Source organism: Kribbella sp. NPDC048837 (assembly GCF_055586945.1).
On the sequence record NZ_JBVJHF010000010.1, the window covers coordinates 79,238 to 98,622 of the forward strand.

14 protein-coding genes are annotated in these 19,385 nt (G+C 70.2%); 7 read left to right on the top strand and 7 right to left on the bottom strand.

Annotated features, from left to right (window positions below):
* Positions 1-34: 34 nt before the first annotated feature.
* The 7 genes from rpmA to ACZ6O0_RS37575 all read right to left on the bottom strand — a co-directional run bounded on the left by rpmA (position 35) and on the right by ACZ6O0_RS37575 (position 8,987).
* The gene (gene rpmA / locus ACZ6O0_RS37545) at positions 35-295 is read right to left on the bottom strand and encodes a 50S ribosomal protein L27 (RefSeq protein WP_363689159.1); all 261 of its coding nucleotides are present in this window, start codon (positions 293-295) and stop codon (positions 35-37) included.
* An 11-nt stretch (positions 296-306) separates the two neighbouring features.
* Positions 307-624 carry a 50S ribosomal protein L21 gene (gene rplU, locus ACZ6O0_RS37550; protein WP_465770096.1) on the bottom strand — a complete coding sequence of 106 codons (318 nt, stop codon included), beginning with the start codon at positions 622-624 and terminating at the stop codon, positions 307-309.
* Between the two features lie 184 nt (positions 625-808).
* Positions 809-4,201 (bottom strand): Rne/Rng family ribonuclease, encoded by a 3,393-nt coding sequence (locus tag ACZ6O0_RS37555; RefSeq protein WP_465769829.1) that lies wholly within the window; start codon positions 4,199-4,201, stop codon positions 809-811.
* A gap of 146 nt (positions 4,202-4,347) precedes the next feature.
* Positions 4,348-5,175, bottom strand: a complete 828-nt coding sequence (locus ACZ6O0_RS37560) for a TIGR03936 family radical SAM-associated protein (protein WP_465769830.1) — start codon at positions 5,173-5,175, stop codon at positions 4,348-4,350.
* Positions 5,176-5,276: 101 nt separating this feature from the next.
* Positions 5,277-5,777: an anthrone oxygenase family protein gene (locus ACZ6O0_RS37565; RefSeq protein ID WP_465769831.1), complete on the bottom strand. Its 501-nt coding sequence runs from the start codon at positions 5,775-5,777 to the stop codon at positions 5,277-5,279.
* A gap of 100 nt (positions 5,778-5,877) precedes the next feature.
* Entirely contained in the window at positions 5,878-6,789 is a 912-nt protein-coding gene (locus tag ACZ6O0_RS37570; protein ID WP_465769832.1) for an aminoglycoside phosphotransferase family protein, read from the bottom strand.
* A 47-nt stretch (positions 6,790-6,836) separates the two neighbouring features.
* The gene (locus ACZ6O0_RS37575; protein WP_465769833.1) at positions 6,837-8,987 is read right to left on the bottom strand and encodes a M64 family metallopeptidase; all 2,151 of its coding nucleotides are present in this window, start codon (positions 8,985-8,987) and stop codon (positions 6,837-6,839) included.
* A gap of 250 nt (positions 8,988-9,237) precedes the next feature.
* On the opposite strand from ACZ6O0_RS37575, the gene ACZ6O0_RS37580 reads away from it, so the two are divergent.
* From ACZ6O0_RS37580 to ACZ6O0_RS37610, 7 genes are all read left to right on the top strand, one after another.
* On the top strand, positions 9,238-10,035 hold the full coding sequence (locus tag ACZ6O0_RS37580) for a lysophospholipid acyltransferase family protein (protein WP_465769834.1): 798 nt from the start codon (positions 9,238-9,240) through the stop codon (positions 10,033-10,035).
* Between the two features lie 39 nt (positions 10,036-10,074).
* A complete protein-coding gene (locus tag ACZ6O0_RS37585; protein ID WP_465769835.1) occupies positions 10,075-10,953 on the top strand; it encodes a prephenate dehydratase in 879 nt (292 codons plus the stop codon).
* Between the two features lie 420 nt (positions 10,954-11,373).
* A complete protein-coding gene (locus ACZ6O0_RS37590; RefSeq protein WP_465769836.1) occupies positions 11,374-13,812 on the top strand; it encodes a P-loop NTPase fold protein in 2,439 nt (812 codons plus the stop codon).
* Positions 13,813-14,103: 291 nt separating this feature from the next.
* Positions 14,104-16,428: a DUF8189 domain-containing protein gene (locus ACZ6O0_RS37595; RefSeq protein ID WP_465769837.1), complete on the top strand. Its 2,325-nt coding sequence runs from the start codon at positions 14,104-14,106 to the stop codon at positions 16,426-16,428.
* 110 nt (positions 16,429-16,538) lie between these two features.
* Positions 16,539-16,715 carry a hypothetical protein gene (locus tag ACZ6O0_RS37600; RefSeq protein ID WP_465769838.1) on the top strand — a complete coding sequence of 59 codons (177 nt, stop codon included), beginning with the start codon at positions 16,539-16,541 and terminating at the stop codon, positions 16,713-16,715.
* Positions 16,716-16,730: 15 nt separating this feature from the next.
* On the top strand, positions 16,731-18,053 hold the full coding sequence (locus tag ACZ6O0_RS37605) for a M28 family metallopeptidase (RefSeq protein WP_465769839.1): 1,323 nt from the start codon (positions 16,731-16,733) through the stop codon (positions 18,051-18,053).
* Positions 18,054-18,058: 5 nt separating this feature from the next.
* Complete coding sequence (locus tag ACZ6O0_RS37610) at positions 18,059-19,384, top strand: HAD-IA family hydrolase (protein ID WP_465769840.1); 1,326 nt, start codon at positions 18,059-18,061, stop codon at positions 19,382-19,384.
* Position 19,385 lies beyond the last annotated feature (1 nt).

Genomic DNA, 19,385 nt, shown 5'->3' on the forward strand with positions numbered 1-19,385 from the left:
TTTGCAGAGCTCGTGAAACGTCCGGGTGGCGGTGTTACTCCGCCGGGGCCGGGACGATGTTGACGACGCGACGACCGCGACGGGTGCCGAACTCCACCCGGCCCTCGGCCAGCGCGAACAGCGTGTCGTCGCCACCACGGCCGACCAGGTCGCCCGGGTGGAAGTGGGTGCCACGCTGGCGGACGATGATCTCGCCGGCGTTGACCAGCTGGCCGCCGAACCGCTTCACGCCGAGCCGCTGCGCGTTGGAGTCACGACCGTTGCGGGTCGAGGCAGCTCCCTTTTTGTGTGCCATTTCAGATCAGCTCACTTCTTCTTCGCGTCGATCGCGGTGACCTTGACCTGGGTGTAGTGCTGACGGTGCCCCTGGCGCTTGCGGTAACCGGTCTTGTTCTTGTACTTGAGGATGTTGATCTTCGGGCCCTTGGTGCGGCCGAGAACCTCAGCCGACACGGCCACCTTCGACAGCGCCGCGGCGTCGGTCGTCACGGTGTCGCCATCGACGACCAGGACGGCCGGCAGGGACACGGTGTCGCCCACCTTGTCCGTCAGGCTGTCGATCTCGATGACATCGCCGACGGCGACCTTCTGCTGGGTGCCGCCACTGCGCACGATCGCGTACACCGTGGATCTCACTCTCTGCTGGTTCGGAAAACTTACGGGGGCCTGCACAGACCTCTAGCGGCCCACACAAACATGGCACGCGGAACGCGCGCCGAAGCTCAAGTTTACGGGTCCCCTCACAGACGGGTCAAACCGGGTCGGACCGGGATGCTTCGCGCTGCTCGGGGACACGTTTCGTACCTGCTCAGTTGCCGGTGGAGACGAGCTCGGGGCTCTCGGTGGTCGCACCGGTCCCGTCGCCGTCGCCGGTGGCCTCGCTGCCGCCGTCCTGGGCTGCCTTGCCCCGGCCGCGGCTGCTCCGCCGGCGCCTGGTGCTGCCGGTCTTCGCCGCCCCGTTCTGGGCCGCCTCCGCGGGCTCGGTGCCGGTGACCTCCGTTGCGACGGTCGTCGTCGCCTCGGTCGTGTCGGCGGGCGCCGGGAAGCCGGTCGCCTCCGGGCTGACCGGCTGGTCGCCGGCCTCGGAGACCGGGTAGCCGGTCGGCGTCTCCGTCGTACCCGTGCCGGTCTCCGCAACCCCGTCCTTCTTCGACGAGGCGGCGGCGATCTGGGCCAGGCGCTGGGCGGCGTCACCGTTGGACTGCGTGGTCTCCGGCTCGGCGTGCTCCTCGTCGGAGCGGCCCTTGCCGCGGCCGCGGCGCCGGGACGACTTGCGCGGCTCGTCGGTCTGCGCGGCGGCCTTGTTCTGGTCCTGGCCGTTGCGGCTGTCGCGGCGGCGGGACTCCTTGGGCTCGTCGTGCAGGATCAGGCCGCGGCCACCGCAGTGGTCGCAGTTCTCGCTGAACGCCTCGAGCAGACCGGTGCCGATCCGCTTCCGGGTCATCTGGACCAGGCCGAGCGAGGTGACCTCGGCCACCTGGTGCTTGGTCCGGTCCCGGCCCAGGCACTCGACCAGCCGGCGCAGCACCAGGTCCCGGTTCGACTCCAGGACCATGTCGATGAAGTCGATCACGATGATGCCGCCGATGTCGCGGAGCCGGAGCTGCCGGACGATCTCCTCGGCCGCTTCCAGGTTGTTCTTGGTGACGGTCTCCTCGAGGTTGCCGCCGGAGCCGGTGAACTTGCCGGTGTTCACGTCGACGACGGTCATCGCCTCGGTCCGGTCGATGATCAGCGATCCACCAGAGGGCAGCCAGACCTTGCGGTCCAGCGCCTTCTTGATCTGCTCGTCGATCCGGAAGTTCGCGAAGACGTCGCCGTCGCTCGTCCACTTCTCGACCCGGTCGGCCAGGTGCGGCGCGACGTCGGCGACGTACTCGCGGACCTGGTCGTAGGCGTCGTCCCCGGAGATCACCAGCTTGGTGAAGTCCTCGGTGAACAGGTCGCGGACCACCCGGATCAGCAGATCCGGCTCACCGTGCAGCAGCTGCGGAGCCTGGCCGTTCTTCGACTTCTTGTCGATGTCGTTCCAGTACTTCTGCAGGCGGCTGACGTCGGCGGTCAGCTCCTCCTCCGACGCGCCCTCGGCCGCGGTCCGGACGATCACGCCCGCCTCGTCCGGGACGATGTCCTTGAGGATGCCCTTCAGCCGGTTCCGCTCGGTGTCGGGCAGCTTGCGGCTGATGCCGCCGTTGCCGCCGCGCGGGACGTAGACGACGTACCGGCCGGGCAGGCTGATCTGGTTGGTCAGCCGGGCGCCCTTGTGGCCGATCGGGTCCTTGGTCACCTGGACCAGCACCGCCTGACCGGACTTCAGCACCTGCTCGATCTTGCGCGGGCCGTTGGCCCCGCCGAGGGTGGCCCAGTCGACCTCACCGGCGTACAGGACGGCGTTGCGGCCCTTGCCGATATCGATGAACGCGGCCTCCATGCTCGGCAGCACGTTCTGCACGCGGCCGAGGTACACGTTGCCGATCAGCGAGACCTGCTCCTCCTGGGCGACGTAGTGCTCGACCAGGACATTGTCCTCGGAGACGGCGATCTGGGTCAGGTCGCCGCGGGCGCGGATCACCATGGTGCGCTCGACCGACTCGCGCCGGGCCAGGAACTCGGCCTCGGTGACGATCGGCGCGCGGCGGCGGCCGGCGGCCCGGCCCTCGCGGCGGCGCTGCTTCTTCGCCTCCAGCCGGGTCGAGCCCTCGACCGCGGTGATCTCGTTCGCGGTGTTCTTGCTGCGCGGCTCCCGGACCCGTACGACGGTCTCGTCCGGGTCGTCCGGGGACGCTGCGCTGTCCTCGCCCTTGCGGCGGCGACGGCGCCGGCGGCGCCGGGACGAGCTGCCCGTGGCGTCGCCGTCCTCGTCGGAGTCGGCCGCGTCGTCGTGCTCGTCGTCCTCGGACTGCGCCTCGTTCTCGTCCTGGTCGGCGTCGTCGGACTGCTCGTCGGCGGTGTCGTCGGCGTCGGTGTCACCGGACTTGCGGCGACGACGGCCACCGCGGCGGCGGCGCCGGCGACGAGTCCCCTCGCCGCCTTCCTCGCCGTCCTCGGACTGCGCGTCGGTCTGCTCGTCCGCGACCTCGTCCTCGTCGGTGGTCTCGTCGGCCTGCTGAGCGGTCGTCGCAGCGGCGTTGGCGCCGGCCCTGGTCCGGCTCGAGCGGCGGGTCGGCTCGGCGGCGGTCTCGTCACCATCGGCGTCGCGGGTGTCGGTCTCGCGCACCTCGACCTCGCGGACGTCGGCCTCGCGGGCCTCGGCGTCGCGGCCACGGCGGCTCCGGCGACGGCGGGTGGTCGGCTGCTCGTCGGCCGGCTCGGGCGCGGTCGTCGCCGCGGTCTCCGGGGTGGCCTCGACCGGGCTGGTCGCCGCGGCCTGCGCGGGAACCTGGGTCGGTACGTCGGTCGGCGCCTGGAAGAGCACGGCCGCGGCGGCCGGCGCCCGGCGGCGCGTACGGCGGGTGGACGACTCGTCAGCCTGGGTCGCCGGCTCGGTGGAGCTCGCCTCGGCGGGCGTGTCGGTGTCCGCGGTCGGGAAGATCGTGGCCGGCGCCTCGTCGGCGACGGCGGTCTTGGCGCCACGGCGCCGCGAGGAACGCTTCGCGGCCGGAGCAGTCTCGCCGGCGCCCGGGGCGGAGGCGGTCCCGGCGGACGAGCCGTCAGCCGTGCCGAACGCGGCGCCGGCGGTGGTCTCGGCGCCCGTGGAGGTGCCACGGATGGTCCCGGCGTCGGCGACCGGGCCGTCGGTGAGCGGGGAGTCCGCGGTCTGCAGGTCGGTCGCGGCGGTTTTCTTCGCGGTGCGCTTGCGGGTGGTCTTCTTCGCCACCGGCGCGCTCTCGACGACCGGGCCGCCGTCGGCGGGAGTGGTCTCGGTCAGCTCCGGGAACGTGTCCTGGGCGGCCGTCTTCTTGGCCGGGCGCTGCGTGGTCTTCTTCGCGGCCGTCTTGGCCGGCGCCTTGGCGGCGGCCTTCTTGACCGTGGTCTTCTTGGCGGCCGCCTTCTTCGCGGCGGCCTTCTTCACCGGGGCCGGGTCGGCGGTCTCGCCGTCGGACCGGGTGGGGACCTCCTCGGCGGCGGCGGTCTTCTTGACCGTCCGCTTGCGCGTCGTGGTGGTCTTCTTCGCGGCGGCCTTCTTCGCAGCGCCGCGGGCCGCCGGCTCGGCGGTGGCAGCCGTGTCGGCTGCTTCGGTGGTCGGCTCGTTGTCGAGCATGTGGTGCGGGTCTCCTCAAGCCTTCCGGCGCATCCTGCGACCCCTGTCACGGGTCCGGACGCAGCCACTTCGAAGGCGGTCACGGTTCGCCGCTCCGGCATCAGTGCCGGCCCGGCGGAAGCCTGCTGGATCCGCTCCGCCCGTGCTCAGGGCTCGGAGGGAGCGGCGGCGTCGCCCTCCGCTGAATGCGTCTGGTGAGGACCTGCCTGGCCGGTCGCGGTCGCCTGGGTGGCGTCGCGGTCACGAGCGAGCGGGTCGTCCACCGTGCCGGTCGCTGCGATGAGCGGGCCCTGGGCGAGCCTGGTCAAAAGAGCCGGGCCCGTCACCGGGAGCGCCGCTACCGCCAGCAAGCCGGCGAGAACGTCGTCGGGTCTCACGGCCGGGGTTCCGTGCCGTAACACCACTTGCAGTATCGCACACGTCTCAACCGACCCCGGTTCGTGCGCGACGGTGAGTCGCAGAACGGCGTCCCGACAATCGAACGATCGAAGTCCCCGTTTGGTCATGCGCTCGACCAGAATTTCCTCCCGGGCGAGGAACGCCTCCACCGCGCCGGTGGCCGCCTCCGGATCCACGCCGGGCAACGAGATGAGCCATTCGCTGGCCTCCAGCCGCTCGGCCAGCGCGCCGGGGCCTGCGACAACTACCTCGAGTACGTCGAGACCCGGCGGCAGCGCCTCGTCCAGGGCGGACCGGACCTGCTCGGAGTCCCGCTCATGTGTGAGCGAGATCTCCAGATACTCCGCTTCGGAGGCGGCTCCGGTCGGCGCGGCACCGGCGTACGAGATCTTCGGGTGCGGGCTGAAGCCGTGCGAGAAGGCCACCGGCAGCTCGGCGCGCCGTACGGCGCGCTCGAACGCCCGCTGGAAGTCGCGGTGTGAGGTGAATCGCAGCCGCCCGCGCTTGGCGAACCGGACCCGCAGTTTCTGGACCGCGGGGAGCTGCTGCGACGGCGGAGCTTGAACAGGTGCCACCCAGGCATTCTGTCAGGCCTGCCGCCCCGAGATGACTCCGTGCGCGGGAGTACGGCGCGACCGCCTCAACTGGAAAGCGATTTCCGGCTGAGGTGGTCAGGTCACGGCTGGACGGCGGACTTGCCGGTCAGGTAGAGGGCCCAGCCGAGGAGGCCGAAGGAGACGGTGGCGAGGATGGTGCGGATCAGGTTGTAGGTGCGCCACTTGGCCTCGTCGAAGGCGGCCCGGACGGCGGCGACGTCGATCGTGTTCGGATCGCCGGCCGCTTTGATCGCGTCGTTGAGCGGGACGTTGATCGCGATCGTCAGGATCATCGTGACCAGGTAGAGCACGAACGCGATCGCGATCCAGACCAGCGCCTTCTCCTTGAGGGACACCAAGCCGGCCAGCAGCGTGAAGAGCAGTGCGCCGACGAATCCGAGCCCGAGGAACAGCGGATTGACGATGGCCCGGTCGACGGCCTGGAACGCGCCGACGAAGGTCTTGTCGTCGGTCTTCGCCAGTCCGGGCATGACCGCGTTCGCGTAGCTCGCGTATACCCCTGCCACCAGTCCGGTCGTCATCGTCGCGGCCATCAGGGATGCCACCCGCAGTCCGTTCATCTCTCTCCTCCAGTACGGCGGGAACACCCCGCACTGGAAAGCTAGAGCAGCCGACCTGGCACGAACATGTCACCGAAACTCACACCCATGTCAGCGAAACTCAGCCCGCGGCGAAGTCCTCGAGGAGGTCGGCGACGAACGCGTGGGCATCGCTCACCGCGGCCGGATTGCGGGCCCGGTAGTACGGGATCGCGATCATCGTCAGCGACAGCGCCCAGCCACGGCCGCGCAGCCAGGTGTCCTCGTCGACGTCCAGCGCGTCGCGGAAGGCACCGCGCGAATCACCCTCGAACGTGTACCAGGCGGCCAGCAGATCGCCCGCCGGGTCGGCCGCGCGCGCGGTGGCGAAGTCGATGACCGCGGTCAGCTTGCCGTCGGCCACCAAGAGGTTGCCCGGCATGAGATCCCCGTGGATCCACTTCGCCGTACCGGCGTCCGCGGCCGCCAGCGACGCCTCCCAGGCCGCCAGCACGAGTCCGGTGTCGAACTCGTCCCGCAGTTCGTCGAGCGCCGTACGGAAGAGCTCGTCCCGCGGTGCGAGCGGCGTACCGCGGCTGAACGGGTCGTCCGGCGGTACGGGCGCGCCGGTCGTGTCGATCGCCTGCAGGGAGCGAACGAACCCGGCAAGGGCACGCGCGGCGGCCACCGGATCGGCGAGCTGATCGAGCTCGAAGGCCTCCCCCGCCAGCCACCGGTACACGCCCCAAGTGAAGGGATAGCCCGCGCCCGGCTCCCCGATCGCGAGCGGCTCGGGTACGGCGAGTGGGAGATCCGGGGCGAGTCGCGGCAGCCAGAGCGTGTCCTTCTCCACCTGGCCCTGCGCCCACGAGGTCCGCGGCAGACGAACTGCCAGGTCGGAGCCCACCTGGAACGTCACGTTGTCGGTGCCCGACGAGGCGACCACCCGAATCGGCAGCGCGGCCCACTGCGGGAACTGCTCGGCCAGCAGACGCGCCACCAAGGACGCGTCGATGTCTACCTCGTCATCGTGCAGCTTCGCGACCTGGGACACGGCACCGGAGCCTCACACCGACCCGGGTGACGGTCAACCGATTTCCCTTACAGCCGGGCGCATTGACCGGAACGAGGGTCGGCGACCTGGTTCGGGGCTTCGAGGTTGACCGGCGCCGGGGCGTTGCCTGAGCAACTCAAGGGTCCGCTGACCGTATTCCCAGCCAGTACGACGGCCGCCGACCTGGTCACGGACACCGGGCCCTTGACCGCGGTCCCGACCACGACGACGGACCGGGTGACGCCGTCGGCCGACACCGGTCCCCCGACCGTGCTCCGCAACAACTGGAGGTCGGCGGCTCGATCTGCCTGGACGGGTCCGACGACGCGGCTGTCGGTGGCGACGAGTGCCGCGCCGGCGCCCACCACGACCGGGCCGTTGATCGTGGCACCGACCAGGCAGGTGACGCCGGATCCCAAGTAGAGCGGGCCTTTCCGGACGCCCGTGACGGTGGTCGTGCACTTAGGGGCCGGACGCAACAACGTGACCGCGAACCGTTGCGGCGTACCGATGTTGCCGGACGCATCGATCGCGCGGTACTCGCCCTGGTGCCGGCCGTACCCCGGCGGTACGTCGTCCCACGGCACCACCCGCGGTACGCCGAGCTTGCCGTAGACGAGCTGGTCGATCTCGGTCCCCTCGGCGGTGAACCGGAACGGCGCGGACGCGTCGGTCGGCCAGCCGTAGTAGTTGTACCAACCGTCCCCGTCGACCCGGAACTCCGGTACGACGTACCCCGGGCTGTCGTCCGTCGCGGCCAGTCCCATCGTGAACGCGTCGTTGTATACGTACTCAGGACCGGTCGGCTTCGGGACGGCGAGGAGCGGCTTGGACATCGTCGACGTCACCACCGGCTCGAGCCCGTCGACCGTCCAGGTCAGCGTCTCGGCACCGGCGCGGGCCGTCAGCGTGTGCAAGCCGGTCAGCTTCAACGGCGCCAGGTCGAAGTCGCGATCGTTCCCGGGGTTCGCGGCCGGCTTCCCGTCGACCAGCCACTCGACGGCAGGCTGCGAGGTGTCGGACTGCGTCGTCTCGGCGTACACGACCTCGCTGGCGCTGACCGGATGCTCGGTCGACGTCGACCCGGTGAACCGGACCGGATCCGCGGACGGCTGCGCGGACAGCGTTGTGTTAACGGTCCACGAGCGCGAGGCGGTCGGGCGTACGGCGGGATCCCGGATGAACGTCGTATTGTCGACAATCGACGCGGTCAGCGTGTGCGGACCGGGTGCGAGGTCGACGGCCGAGAGGTCGACCGCACGGGCGTTCGCGGTCGGCAGCGGCGTACCGTCCACGGTCCAGGTGACGTCGAGCTCGTGGTCCACCGGGTGCAGCGTCTGCAGCCAGACGACCTGGTCGGCCGCGACCTGGCCGACCGGCGTGCTGCCCTGGAAGAGCGCGGCGCGGGCCGAGATCCGCTGCGTCATCCGCTCGCGCGAGACCTGGTCGAAGTAGTAGCCGAGCGCCTTCATCATCGAGTGCCGGCTCGGCCGCCAGACCCCGGACCCGGCGTACATCCCGCCCTCGTAGCGGCCGATCGTGCCGCCGGACTCGGACGGCTCACCGAGCCAGCGGAACCACTTCTGCCGCTGGTCCCGCATCTGCTGCTCGGTCAGCAAGGTGTGGTGGATGGAGGACGGTTCGGATCCCACGTACGGCGCTCCCCGGTCGCCGCGGGCGTAGTAGTCGTACTCGTCCTGCAGGCCGCCGAGTGAGTGGCCGAGCTCGTGCGGGGTGATCAGGGCGGACAGCGCGTTGCCGCCGGAGGCCGTGGCGTAGGCCCCGCCGGCGCCGCCGTACGTGTCGCTGTTGCCGATGGCAAGGATCTGGCGGTTGGCGGTGGTGGTGCCCGGGACGAGGTCGGCGTACTGGGCGGCGGCGGTCGAGCTGACGGTGAGCAGGCGCTGGACGCTGCCCGGGTTGCAGCCGCCCCAGAAGCCCATCTGCAACGGGGTGTCGACCTTGGGCGAGGTGAGGCCGGGATCGCAGTCGACCCCGCTCTGCGGGGAGGTGATCTCGACGGCGTACACGTTGACGTAGTTGCGGTACGACTTGAACGGCTCGATGCTCCACAGGATGTTCAGGTGCTTGTCGACCTGCTCGCGGAACTTCGGCAGCTCGGCCGCGGTGTAGCCGTCACCCATCACCACCAGGTTGAACCGGGACGCGGCCGGCCCGGTGACCTGGATCGGAACCACTCTCGGTGGAACCTCGGCCGGAGCAGCGGCTGCAGTAGTACACAGGCTCGCGCAGACCAGCGCCAGCACCCCCAGGACCGCCGTCAATCCCCTGGTACGCACGTTCCCTCCCAGTGTGGGCGACACTGCCGTCAGCAGCTTACGAAGGACCGCCGCCCGGTGTGAGGAGTTCCCGCGTGGCGACCTGCGAGCCATCCGGGCCGTCGTGCGGCATCATGAGGGGTCGGGGCACTGTGAGGAAAGGACATCGATGACGGAACCGGCGCAGTCGCGACGGCCAGAGCCGGACCCGGCGGTCGTAGAGGCCGGCGACGGTGACGGCAAGGGCATCTACTGGGTGCTGAAGAACGTGCTGGTCGGACCGCCGGTCAGGCGCATCTTCCGGCCCAACGTGGTCGGCGCCGAGAACATCCCCGAGCAGGGCCCGGCGATCATCGCCAGCAACCACCTCTCGTACGCCGACTGGATCTTCATGCCGCTCGTGCTGCGGCGGCGGGTCACCTTCGTGGCCAAGTCCGACTACTTCACCGGTGCCGGGATCAAGGGCCGGTTCCAGCGCGGGTTCTTCAAGGGCACCGGGCAGGTCCCGATCGACCGGTCCGGTGGGTCCGCGTCCGAGGGCGCCATGCGGGCCGGGATGAAGGTGCTGGAGCGCGGCGAGCTGTTCGGTATCTACCCCGAGGGCACCCGCTCCCACGACGGCCGCCTGTACAAGGGCCGTACGGGCGTCGCCCGGCTGGCGCTGGAGGCGAAGGTCCCGGTGATCCCGTGCGGCGTGATCGGCACCGACGTGGTCGCCCCGCCCGGCAAGGTGGTCGCCTCGTTCGCCTCCCCAACGGTCAAGTTCGGCGAGCCGCTGGACTTCTCCCGGTACGAGGGGATGGAGAGCGACCGGCTGATCCTGCGCGCGGTCACCGACGAGATCATGTACAAGATCATGGAGCTGTCCGGCCAGGAGTACATCGACATGTACGCCACCAAGGCCAAGGCGCTCGAGGGTCGCGCGGTCACCGGAGCGCCGAAGAAGGTCCGCAAGACGGACACCTGATCCGTGGGTTGAGACGGCAGGGGTCTACATTGGTAGATCGTGGACGGACCGATCGCTTATCAGGGTGAGCCAGGCGCCAATTCGGCGATGGCGTGCACCGAAATGTTCCCCGACCGCGAGCAGCTGCCCTGCACGACGTTCGAGGACGCGCTCGAGGCGGTCAGCAGCGGCCGGGCCGGGCTCGCGATGATCCCGGTCGACAACTCGATCGCCGGCCGGGTGGCCGACATCCACCACCTGCTGCCCGAGTCCGGGCTGCACATCGTCGGCGAGCACTTCCTGCCGATCCACTTCCAGTTGCTTGCCGTCCCGGGCGCCTCGATCGACACGATCCGGACCGTCCGCAGCCACGTGCACGCGCTCGGGCAATGCCGCAAGATCATCCGCGAACACGGCTGGTCCACAGTCGTCGCCGACGACACCGCCGGCGCCGCCCGCGAGGTCGCCGAGCTGGCCGACCCCACGGTCGCCGCGCTCTCGCCGCGGGCCGCCGCCGAGCTCTACGGTCTGCAGACCCTGGCGAGCGATGTCGAGGACGAGCACCACAACACCACCCGGTTCCTGGTGCTGTCGCGGGAGCCCGACGTACCTCCGGTCGGGTCCGGCCCGGTCATCACCAGCTTCGTCTACCGTGTCCGCAACGTCTCCGCCGCGCTCTACAAGGCCCTCGGCGGCTTCGCGACCAACGGCGTCAACATGACCAAGCTGGAGTCGTACCAACTCGGCGGCATGTTCTTCGCCACCCAGTTCTACGCCGACATCGAAGGCCACCCCGAGGAGCCGAACGTCGCGCTGGCCCTGGAAGAGCTCGCCTTCTTCTCGGTAGAGGTCCGCATCCTCGGCGTCTACCCCGCCAACCCCTTCCGAGCCGAGATCGCCGAACCGGCCGCAAACCGAGCCCTCCGACCGCACCACTGAGGCGGACTGGGTCCAACCCACGCGTGCTCCAGCGCGCTCCCAGGTTTGCTTGCGGTGCTGCCGCACCGCGGGTCGCGGGCTGTCGCCCGCGGTGCGCCGCTGTCGCCGCGATCGACTGCGGATGTCGGCGTGGTCCGCTGGGCGACTGTTCGTGGGGCCGACCGTGGGAATCCGTGGGGACGTCGGCTCCACAACCGACTCGCTTTCCGGAGCATTTCGGGCAGCTGGCGCACATTTGTTTCCGAAGACCGAGCTGATTAGCCGCTCTGGAAGGAAACCCCCAGGAGGGTCGCACCCCGCCGCGAGAGCCTCCGGGTGCGGCCGGGCATCCGGATAGCGCGGGGTCTCGACACTGTGTGTAGTCGCTGTCAGCCTTTGGTCAGCACTGTGTGCAGGATCGGTCGACGAGGGGGCACGACCATGGCTACGCACGAACCTCCGGCGGTGGGGAGCCGACGGGTCGAGCTGGTGCTCGGCGATATGTTCAGCGGCGGCGATGCTGTCGTCGTCGTCCCTTGCAGCACGTTCGGCAGCATTGCGCCGGGCATCCTCGGGCGTCTCGCATCCTTCCCGATCAGCACGCCGGACCACCTGAAACCGGGTGAAGTCGTGCCTGCCTGGGGACCTGGCGCGAAGGGGGTGACGAAGCCGCTCATTCTGCTGGCTGCCGTGGTCGCGGATGACAAGAGCACGAGGCCGGAGTGGGTCCGATCGGCGGCGGGCCGGGCGATGGTTCTCGCTGAGGATCTCGGGCGTACGATCGCGTTCCCGCTGCTCGGGACCGGCGCGGGAGCCCTGCCGCCGGCTGATTCCTTCCGCGCCATCGTCGACGCCGTCGGTCAGAGCACGAGTGCGGTTTCGGCGCGGATCTACGTCCTCGAGCAGTCGCTGTACGACGACCTCGTCCGGCTGGACCTGACAGCAGATCCCGCCGCCGGCCAGCCAGAGGCGAAGACCGCCTCCTCGTTCCCGGAAGCCAGCGCCCCGTCCTCCGCCGGCCCCATCTCCGCGGACGCCGGCCCCTCCTCCTTCGGCATCCCCTCCGCCGAATCCTTCGGCACCCCCACCGCCTCGTTCACCCAGACCGCACCCACATCCTCCGCGGACACCGCACCCTCCTCGTCCGCCCAGACCGCGCCCACCTCGTCCGCGGACACCGACCCCTCCTCATCAGCGGCCGCCAGTCCCTCGTCGTCCGAGTCCGTCCCTCCATCTGCCGTCGGCGAGCCGGTCCAGCCGGCCGTGCGGACGAGGCCTCGGCGGGAGGAGTTCGTGCCGACGCACACCGACGGGCCGGCGGTGGTCGACGAGTTGGGCAGGGAGGGGTTCGCGCGGGTGCTCGCCCGCCGGATCCGCGACGCCCGGCTGGAGGAGACGCACAACAACGCCAACGCACCGGACCCACGGGCCAGGCGTGGCGGCGCCTTCATCATCCATCTGCACGCACCGTGGGGCGCCGGCAAGACGTCCGTCCTCAACTTCCTGGCCGCCGAGCTGCGCAAGGACGATCCGGCCGCGCAGGCGACCCGTTCCGTCGTCGTCGACTTCAATGCTTGGCGGCACCAACGGATCGAGCCGCCGTGGTGGTGGCTGATGACCGCGCTGTACTCCGGCGCCGTCCGCGAGCTCGCGACCTTCGACCGGAAGCGCGCGGTGATGCTGCGGATCCGCGAGTGGATCTGGCGATCCAAAGGCGGCTGGCCCGGCTACCTCGCGCTGATGGCCGTCGCCGGCCTCGTCGTCCTCGCCTGGCGCACGGGCTGGTTCGGTACGACGAACGGCCGCCCCTTCACCCCCGACACGTTCCGCGGATTCATCGTCACCGCCGCGGCGATCATCACGCCCGCGCTGACCGTCTGGGGCTTGGTGCACGCGATGGGCCGATGGGTGTTCAGTACGTCGGCCCGCGGCGCTCGGAGGTTCATCGCGAACACGAACGACCCGATGCGCCTGGTCCAGGAGCACCTCGCCGACCTGACCCGGTGGATCCATCACGACATCGTGGTCATGATCGACGACCTGGACCGGTGCAAAGGCCCTTATGTGGTGGAGCTTCTGGAGGGAATCCAGACGCTCTTCCGCGACATCCCGGTCACCTACGTGATCGCCGCCGACCGGGACTGGCTGGCCGACAGCTATGCCGACGAGTACGCGAGCTTCGTCAGTGTGTCCGGCGAACCGGGCCGGCCGGTCGGCTACCTGTTCCTGGAGAAGACCTTCCAGATCTCGACCGGACTACCGCTGGCGACCAACCGGATCGATGCGTTCTGGGAGCGCATTCTCCGTTCGCCCACCGTGCCGGGCGAACACGACATCGAGCAGGCGCGGCTGGCGGCTGCCGACGCTCTGGGTGGTCTGCCGCCCGACGCCGTACGGCGAGAGGTCGTCGACAACCCCGGGAACACGGCGGCCGAGATCCAGGCCCGGCGTGAGGTGGTCGCGGTGGAGATGGTCAGCGAACGCGCCCAGCAGGCCAACACCCACACGCTGCAGCCGTTCCGCGCCTTGCTCGGCAACGACCCCAACCCGCGCACGATGAAGCGGCTCGTCAACGCCTACGGCATCGCCCGCGGCATCGAGACCCTGCAGGGCGTGAACCTCGAGGAGAACCACCTCCGCGAACAGGAGACCGCCCTCTGGACGATCCTCAGCCTCCGCTGGCCCAAGCTCAGCGACTACCTCGCCCGCTACCCCGACCGCGTCGCCGAGATCGGCGCCGAGCAACCCGCGGGCGACATCCCACCCGGCCTGCAACCACTCTTCACCAACCCCGAGGTCCTGTCCGTCATCCAGGGCGACGCCCTCGGCATCCAAGCCCGACTGACGACCGAGACCCTGCGTCGCGTCACCCTCCCCTGACCTGTCGACGGGAACCTCCGAGGTCGGACGCGCGGAGTCTTGAGGTTTCAAGCAAATCTTCCACGGGGGTTGGGGGTTGGGGTGGAGTTCACTGCCGATGCGCGAAGGGTTGTGTGCGGGCGGTGAGGAGAGCAAGGTGAACAGTGAGCAGCGACTTGGGGGCCGGCTGTTCGGCAGGGGGAGGCGGCTCGTGCCGTCTTCGATCGAAGGGCGGGCTGGGGGAAGACCTCTTCGGTCCGGGACCGGGTGCGGTTCCGACCTGCTCGTGCGCCCCCGCCGGAAGGGGGAGAGATGCCGAGGAAGGCCAACGGGCGCGCGGACAAGCATCGCGACGACGACCACCGGATGCCGGGTGAGGCCCCGGCCGCGGAGCCGGTCGCGAACGGACAGCCCGCGGCGAACGGCATGCCGATGGCCGGGATGACCGGTGCACCGGCCTCGGGCGGCGCCGACATGAGTGGCGGCGGCCAGCCCAGTGGAGCGGGGATGACCGGCGGCGGCCAGCCGGCCGGCGACGGCATGAGTGGCGGCGGCCAGCCCGGTGGGGCGGGGATGAGTGGCGGCGGTCAGGCCGGTGGTGCCGGTATGAGCGGCGCGGACGGGCGCACGGAGTCCCCGAACCGGCGGCAGTGCGGTGTGATGGATGTGCACCGGCGGCTGCTGACGACCTCACCCGAGTACGCCGCCAACCGGGCGGCGCTCGAGACCGCGACGATCGACTACGTTTCCGGCGACCAGCGTTTCGCCGGGATCGCCCGCATCCCGTGCGTCGTCCACGTGGTCTGGAACACCGCGGCGCAGAACATCTCGCAGGCCCAGATCGACAGCCAGATCGACGTCCTGAACCGCGACTTCCGGGCCACGAACCCCGACACGAGCATCGTGCCGGGGGTCTTCACCGGCCTGATCGCGGACGCCCGGGTCGAGTTCTTCCTGGCCACCGAGGACCCGAACGGGAACCCGACCACCGGTGTCACCCGGACCCAGACGTCGACCGCCTCGTTCGGCACCGACGACAAGGTGAAGAAGACGTCGACCGGCGGCATCGACCCCTGGCCGACGAGTGACTACCTGAACATCTGGGTCTGCCAGCTCGGCGGCGGCCTGCTCGGGTACGCGCAGTTCCCGGGCGGCCCGGCGAACACCGACGGCGTGGTCATCCTGCACAGCGGGTTCGGCACGAACGGTACGGCAGCCGCTCCGTTCGACCTCGGGCGGACGACGACCCACGAGGTCGGCCACTACCTGAACCTGTTCCACCAATGGGGCGACGACGGCACGGGCTGCAGCGGCAGCGACGAGTGCGCCGACACCCCGAACCAGGCCGGCCCGAACTTCGGCGTACCGACGTTCCCGCACGTGACGTGCAGCAACGGGCCGAACGGCGACCTGTTCTACGACTACATGGACTACACCGACGACCGCGGCATGGTGATGTTCACGCACGACCAGGTGGCCCGGATGGAGGCCTGTCTGGACACCGTCCGCAAGAACCTGCCGATCTTCGGGGCTGCCGCCGGCAGTACGCCGGAACCGGCCGGCTCGGTGGTGGCGTGGGGCGCGAACCGGCTGGACGCGTTCGTCCTCGGCACCGACCTGGCGATGTATCACAAGTGGTGGAACGGCTCGAACTGGGGACCGTCCGTCGCGGGCTACGAGTACATGGGTGGTATCTGCATGAGTGCTCCTGAAGTCGCGTCCTGGGCACCGAACCGGCTGGACGCGTTCGTCCTCGGCACCGATCACGCGCTGTACCACAAGTGGTGGAACGGCTCGAGTTGGGGACCGTCCGTCACCGGGTACGAGTACCTCGGCGGGATCTGCATGAGCCCGCCGCGGCTGGCCACCTGGGGCCCGGACCGGCTGGACGCGTTCGTGCTCGGCACCGACCGCGCGCTGTACCACAAGTGGTGGAACGGCTCGAACTGGGGACCGTCGGTCACCGGCTACGAGTACATGGGCGGCATCTGCATGAGCCCGCCCGAAGTCGTTGCCTGGGGCAAAGACAGACTCGATGTCTTCGTCCTCGGCACGGACAACGCGGTCTACCACAAGTGGTGGGACGGGGCGAACTGGGGACCGTCGGTCACCGGCTACGAGTACCTCGGTGGCGTCTGCGCTTCGCCACCGCGGGTCGTCGCCTGGGGCCAGAACCGGCTCGACATGTTCGTCATCGGCACCGACTCCGCGCTGTACCACAAGTGGTGGGACGGCTCGGCCTGGTCCGGCTGGGAGTACATGGGCGGCGTGTGTACGACGGCGCCGACGGTGGTCTCGTGGGGCCAGAACCGGCTCGACGTGTTCGTGCTCGGCACGGACTCGGCGCTGTACCACAAGTGGTGGGACGGCTCGAACTGGGGACCGTCGGTCACCGGCTACGAGTACATGGGCGGTGTCTGCACCGACGAGCCGCGCGTGGTCTCGTGGGACACCAACCGGCTCGACGTGTTCGTCACCGGCACCGACAAGCAGCTGTACCACAAGTGGTGGGACGGCTCGAACTGGGGACCGTCGGTCACCGGGTACGAGGCGCTCGGCGGCATCATCAGCGACTTCAAGGTCACCATCCCGGAGTCGATGCCTGCCGCAGCCGCCATGCAGGGGGTGACCAGCTGAGCGGTTCACCGGTCGGGCGCTGGACGCACTCGTTCGAGGAGGACCACGACGAGGTCAGCGTCTACCGCCGCGACGACTTCGCCTTCCCGCCGGCCCGTGGCCGGCGGGGGGTGGAGTTCCGCCCGGACGGCACTCTGGTCGAGTACGCGATCGGCCGGGGTGACGCACCTGAGGCCCGTCCGGCCGGCCGCTGGGACACCGGCGGCCGGCTGGATCGTGGTACGAGCGGGACCGGCCAGATCGTCAAGGCCGAGCCCGACCTCCTGGAAATCAGCTGGCAGAACTAGAAGGCGCCCGCACCCATGACCACAGCACCTGTGCGCTACCTCGTCGTACCGACCGTCGATGCCGCCGAGGGCGCGCACTCGGCGCGGTTCGGCGACAAGACCCTCCTCTGGGTCCCGGCCGACCAACGCCTCGGCCGGGCCTCCCGGACCGCACCCGGCCTGCTGCTCGTCACGCAGGTGGGCCGGAGTTTCCAGGACGACTACCCCGCTGTCGTGCCGCTGCTCGACCACGGCCGGCACCTGGTCATCTCGTCCGCCGACCGGCCCCGCCGCCGCTCGAACAACTGCTGGCGGGTCGAAGCACTGCACGCGGGTACGACGGTTGTCGACCGGCCGGTCGTCTCCGCGGCCCGGGCCGACCCGGTCGTCGCGGACCTGGTCGCCCAGGTGTCGGCCACGTCGTACCAGTCGGACCTGACCTGGCTGGCGAGTCTGCCGACGCGGCACTCGCTCAGCACCGGCTTCACCCAGGCGATGGACTTCGCCGCCGACCGGATGGTTGCCCTCGGCTACACCACGACCCGGATGCCGATCACCGTCGGCGCGGGCCAGTCGGCGAACCTGATCGGCGACCGGGCCGGCGTCGGATCCACCCGTGGGCTGGTGATCGTCACGGCGCACCTGGACTCGATCAACATCGCGGGCGGTCCGGCCGCGTCGGCACCCGGTGCGGACGACAACGGCAGCGGCTCGGCCGGGGTGCTCGAGCTCGGGCGGCTGTTGTCGACGCGGTCGTGGCAGCACGACGTACGGCTGATCCTGTTCGGTGGCGAGGAGGAGGGGTTGTTCGGCAGCAAGCAGTACGTCGCCGCGCTGCCGCCCGCCGAGCGGGCCCGGGTCCGGGCCGTGCTGAACATGGACATGATCGCGACCAAGAACACCGCGCTCCCGACCGTGCTGCTCGAGGCCGCTCCGGTGTCGGCGGGTCAGCAGGCGGCCCTGGCGACGGCAGCCGCGACGTACACCGGGCTGAAGGTGGAGACGTCGCTCAACCCGTTCGCCAGTGACCATGTGCCGTTCATCAACGCCGGGATCCCGGCCGTGCTGACGATCGAGGGCGCGGACTCCGCGAACGGTCACATCCACTCGGCGAACGACACGCTGAACTTCATCGACTGGTCGCTGGCCGCCGAGATCCTCCGGATGAACATCGCCGCCCTGGCCGGCTGGCTCGAACCGGCAGCCGCCGCGCGTCCCCGCCCGGCCGGCTCGGTGGTCGCCTGGGGCCCGAACCGGCTCGACGTCTTCGCGGTCGGCATGGACTCGGCTCTGCACCACAAGGCGTTCGACGGCACGTGGCACGACTTCGAGTCCTTGGGAGGCGTTGTCCTAAGCTGACCTGCGTGTGGAGCCCGAACGCGCGTGACCTTGGCGGCCTTCCGACTCGGTACGGCGCACTGACGCGCCAGCGGGCGTTGTTCCGTTCGGAGTCGTTGGACGTCCTGGCCGAGGCGGCACGGGCCGCGTTCGACGCGATCGATGCGGGCCTGGTGGTCGACCTGCGCTCCGACGGCGAGCTCAGGCGACCACATCCGCTCGACGGACATCCGGCGTACCGGCGGATCCCCTGGATCGACGCGGCCGCGGAGGCGACGCGGGATCGGGCCGCCGAGCCGCGGCTCGTCGACGTCTACTGCAACAGCCTGAGTCGCAACGCGGCCCAGATCGGCAAGATCTTCCAGGCGATCGCGGACGCGCCGGCGGATCGGCCGGTGGTCGTGCACTGCCACGCCGGGAAGGATCGCACCGGGCAGCTCGTCGCCCTGCTGCTCGAGCTGGTCGGGGTCCCGCGGAATGTGATCGCGGATGACTACGCGGTGAGTGAAGTGCGGCTGGGCCGGCAGGACGGGCCCGAGTACACGCGGACCAGGCCGGAGACGATCCTCGGGTCGCTCGACCACGTCGACCGCCGGCTTGGCGGCATCCGCGCGTACCTGGCAGGCCTCGGGCTGACCGAGCTCCAGGTCCACCGGCTAGCGACGCGGCTCGTGCCGGTGGACGTGCGCGCGGTGGTGTTCGACTTCGACGGCCTGCTGATGGACACCGAGACGACGATGGTGGAGAGCTGGCGGGCCGAGTGGGCGCATCACGGGCTCGAGCTGGATCTCGCGGACTTCTGGCCCGGGCACGGCGGTGACATCACCGAGGAGCGTTACCAAGTGCTCGCGGCCGCCGTCGGCTCCGGCTTCGACCGCGCCGCGAGTCAGGCCCGCCGGACCGCTCACCGCGACGCGATGCACCAAGAGCTGCACTTCCGGCCGGGGATCGAGGACTGGGTACGGACCGCACGCGAGCTCGGTCTCCAGGTCGCGATCGCGAGCAGCTCGCCGCGCCCGTGGGTGCGCGGTCATCTGGAGCGAGTCGAAGCGCTGGATCTGTTCGACCATGTCGTCACGGGTGACGAGGTCGCGACGCACAAGCCCGATCCGGCGATCTACGAGTTGGCCTTGCGGCGTCTCGGCGTACGCGGCGACGAGGCGATCGCGGTCGAGGACACCGCACACGGGGTCGCGGCGGCCCAGGCGGCCGGGATGTTCGCGGTCGCGGTCCCCAACCCCTTCGTCGCACCGTCAGCCGTCGCCGCCGCCAACCTCGTTCTGAGCAGCGCTGACAACCTCTTGCTCACCGAGCTGCTTCTCTCAGCCGCGTCGAAAGGCTCGACCCCGTAAC

Excerpts from the sequence above, each read along its gene's own strand:
- ACZ6O0_RS37555 (WP_465769829.1), bottom strand. The coding sequence starts at position 4,201 with ATGCTCGACAACGAGCCGACCACCGAAGCAGCCGACACGGCTGCCACC.
- rpmA (WP_363689159.1), bottom strand. The coding sequence starts at position 295 with ATGGCACACAAAAAGGGAGCTGCCTCGACCCGCAACGGTCGTGACTCC.
- ACZ6O0_RS37580 (WP_465769834.1), top strand. The coding sequence starts at position 9,238 with ATGACGGAACCGGCGCAGTCGCGACGGCCAGAGCCGGACCCGGCGGTC.
- ACZ6O0_RS37590 (WP_465769836.1), top strand. The coding sequence starts at position 11,374 with ATGGCTACGCACGAACCTCCGGCGGTGGGGAGCCGACGGGTCGAGCTG.
- ACZ6O0_RS37595 (WP_465769837.1), top strand. The coding sequence starts at position 14,104 with ATGCCGAGGAAGGCCAACGGGCGCGCGGACAAGCATCGCGACGACGAC.
- ACZ6O0_RS37605 (WP_465769839.1), top strand. The coding sequence starts at position 16,731 with ATGACCACAGCACCTGTGCGCTACCTCGTCGTACCGACCGTCGATGCC.
- ACZ6O0_RS37565 (WP_465769831.1), bottom strand. The coding sequence starts at position 5,777 with ATGAACGGACTGCGGGTGGCATCCCTGATGGCCGCGACGATGACGACC.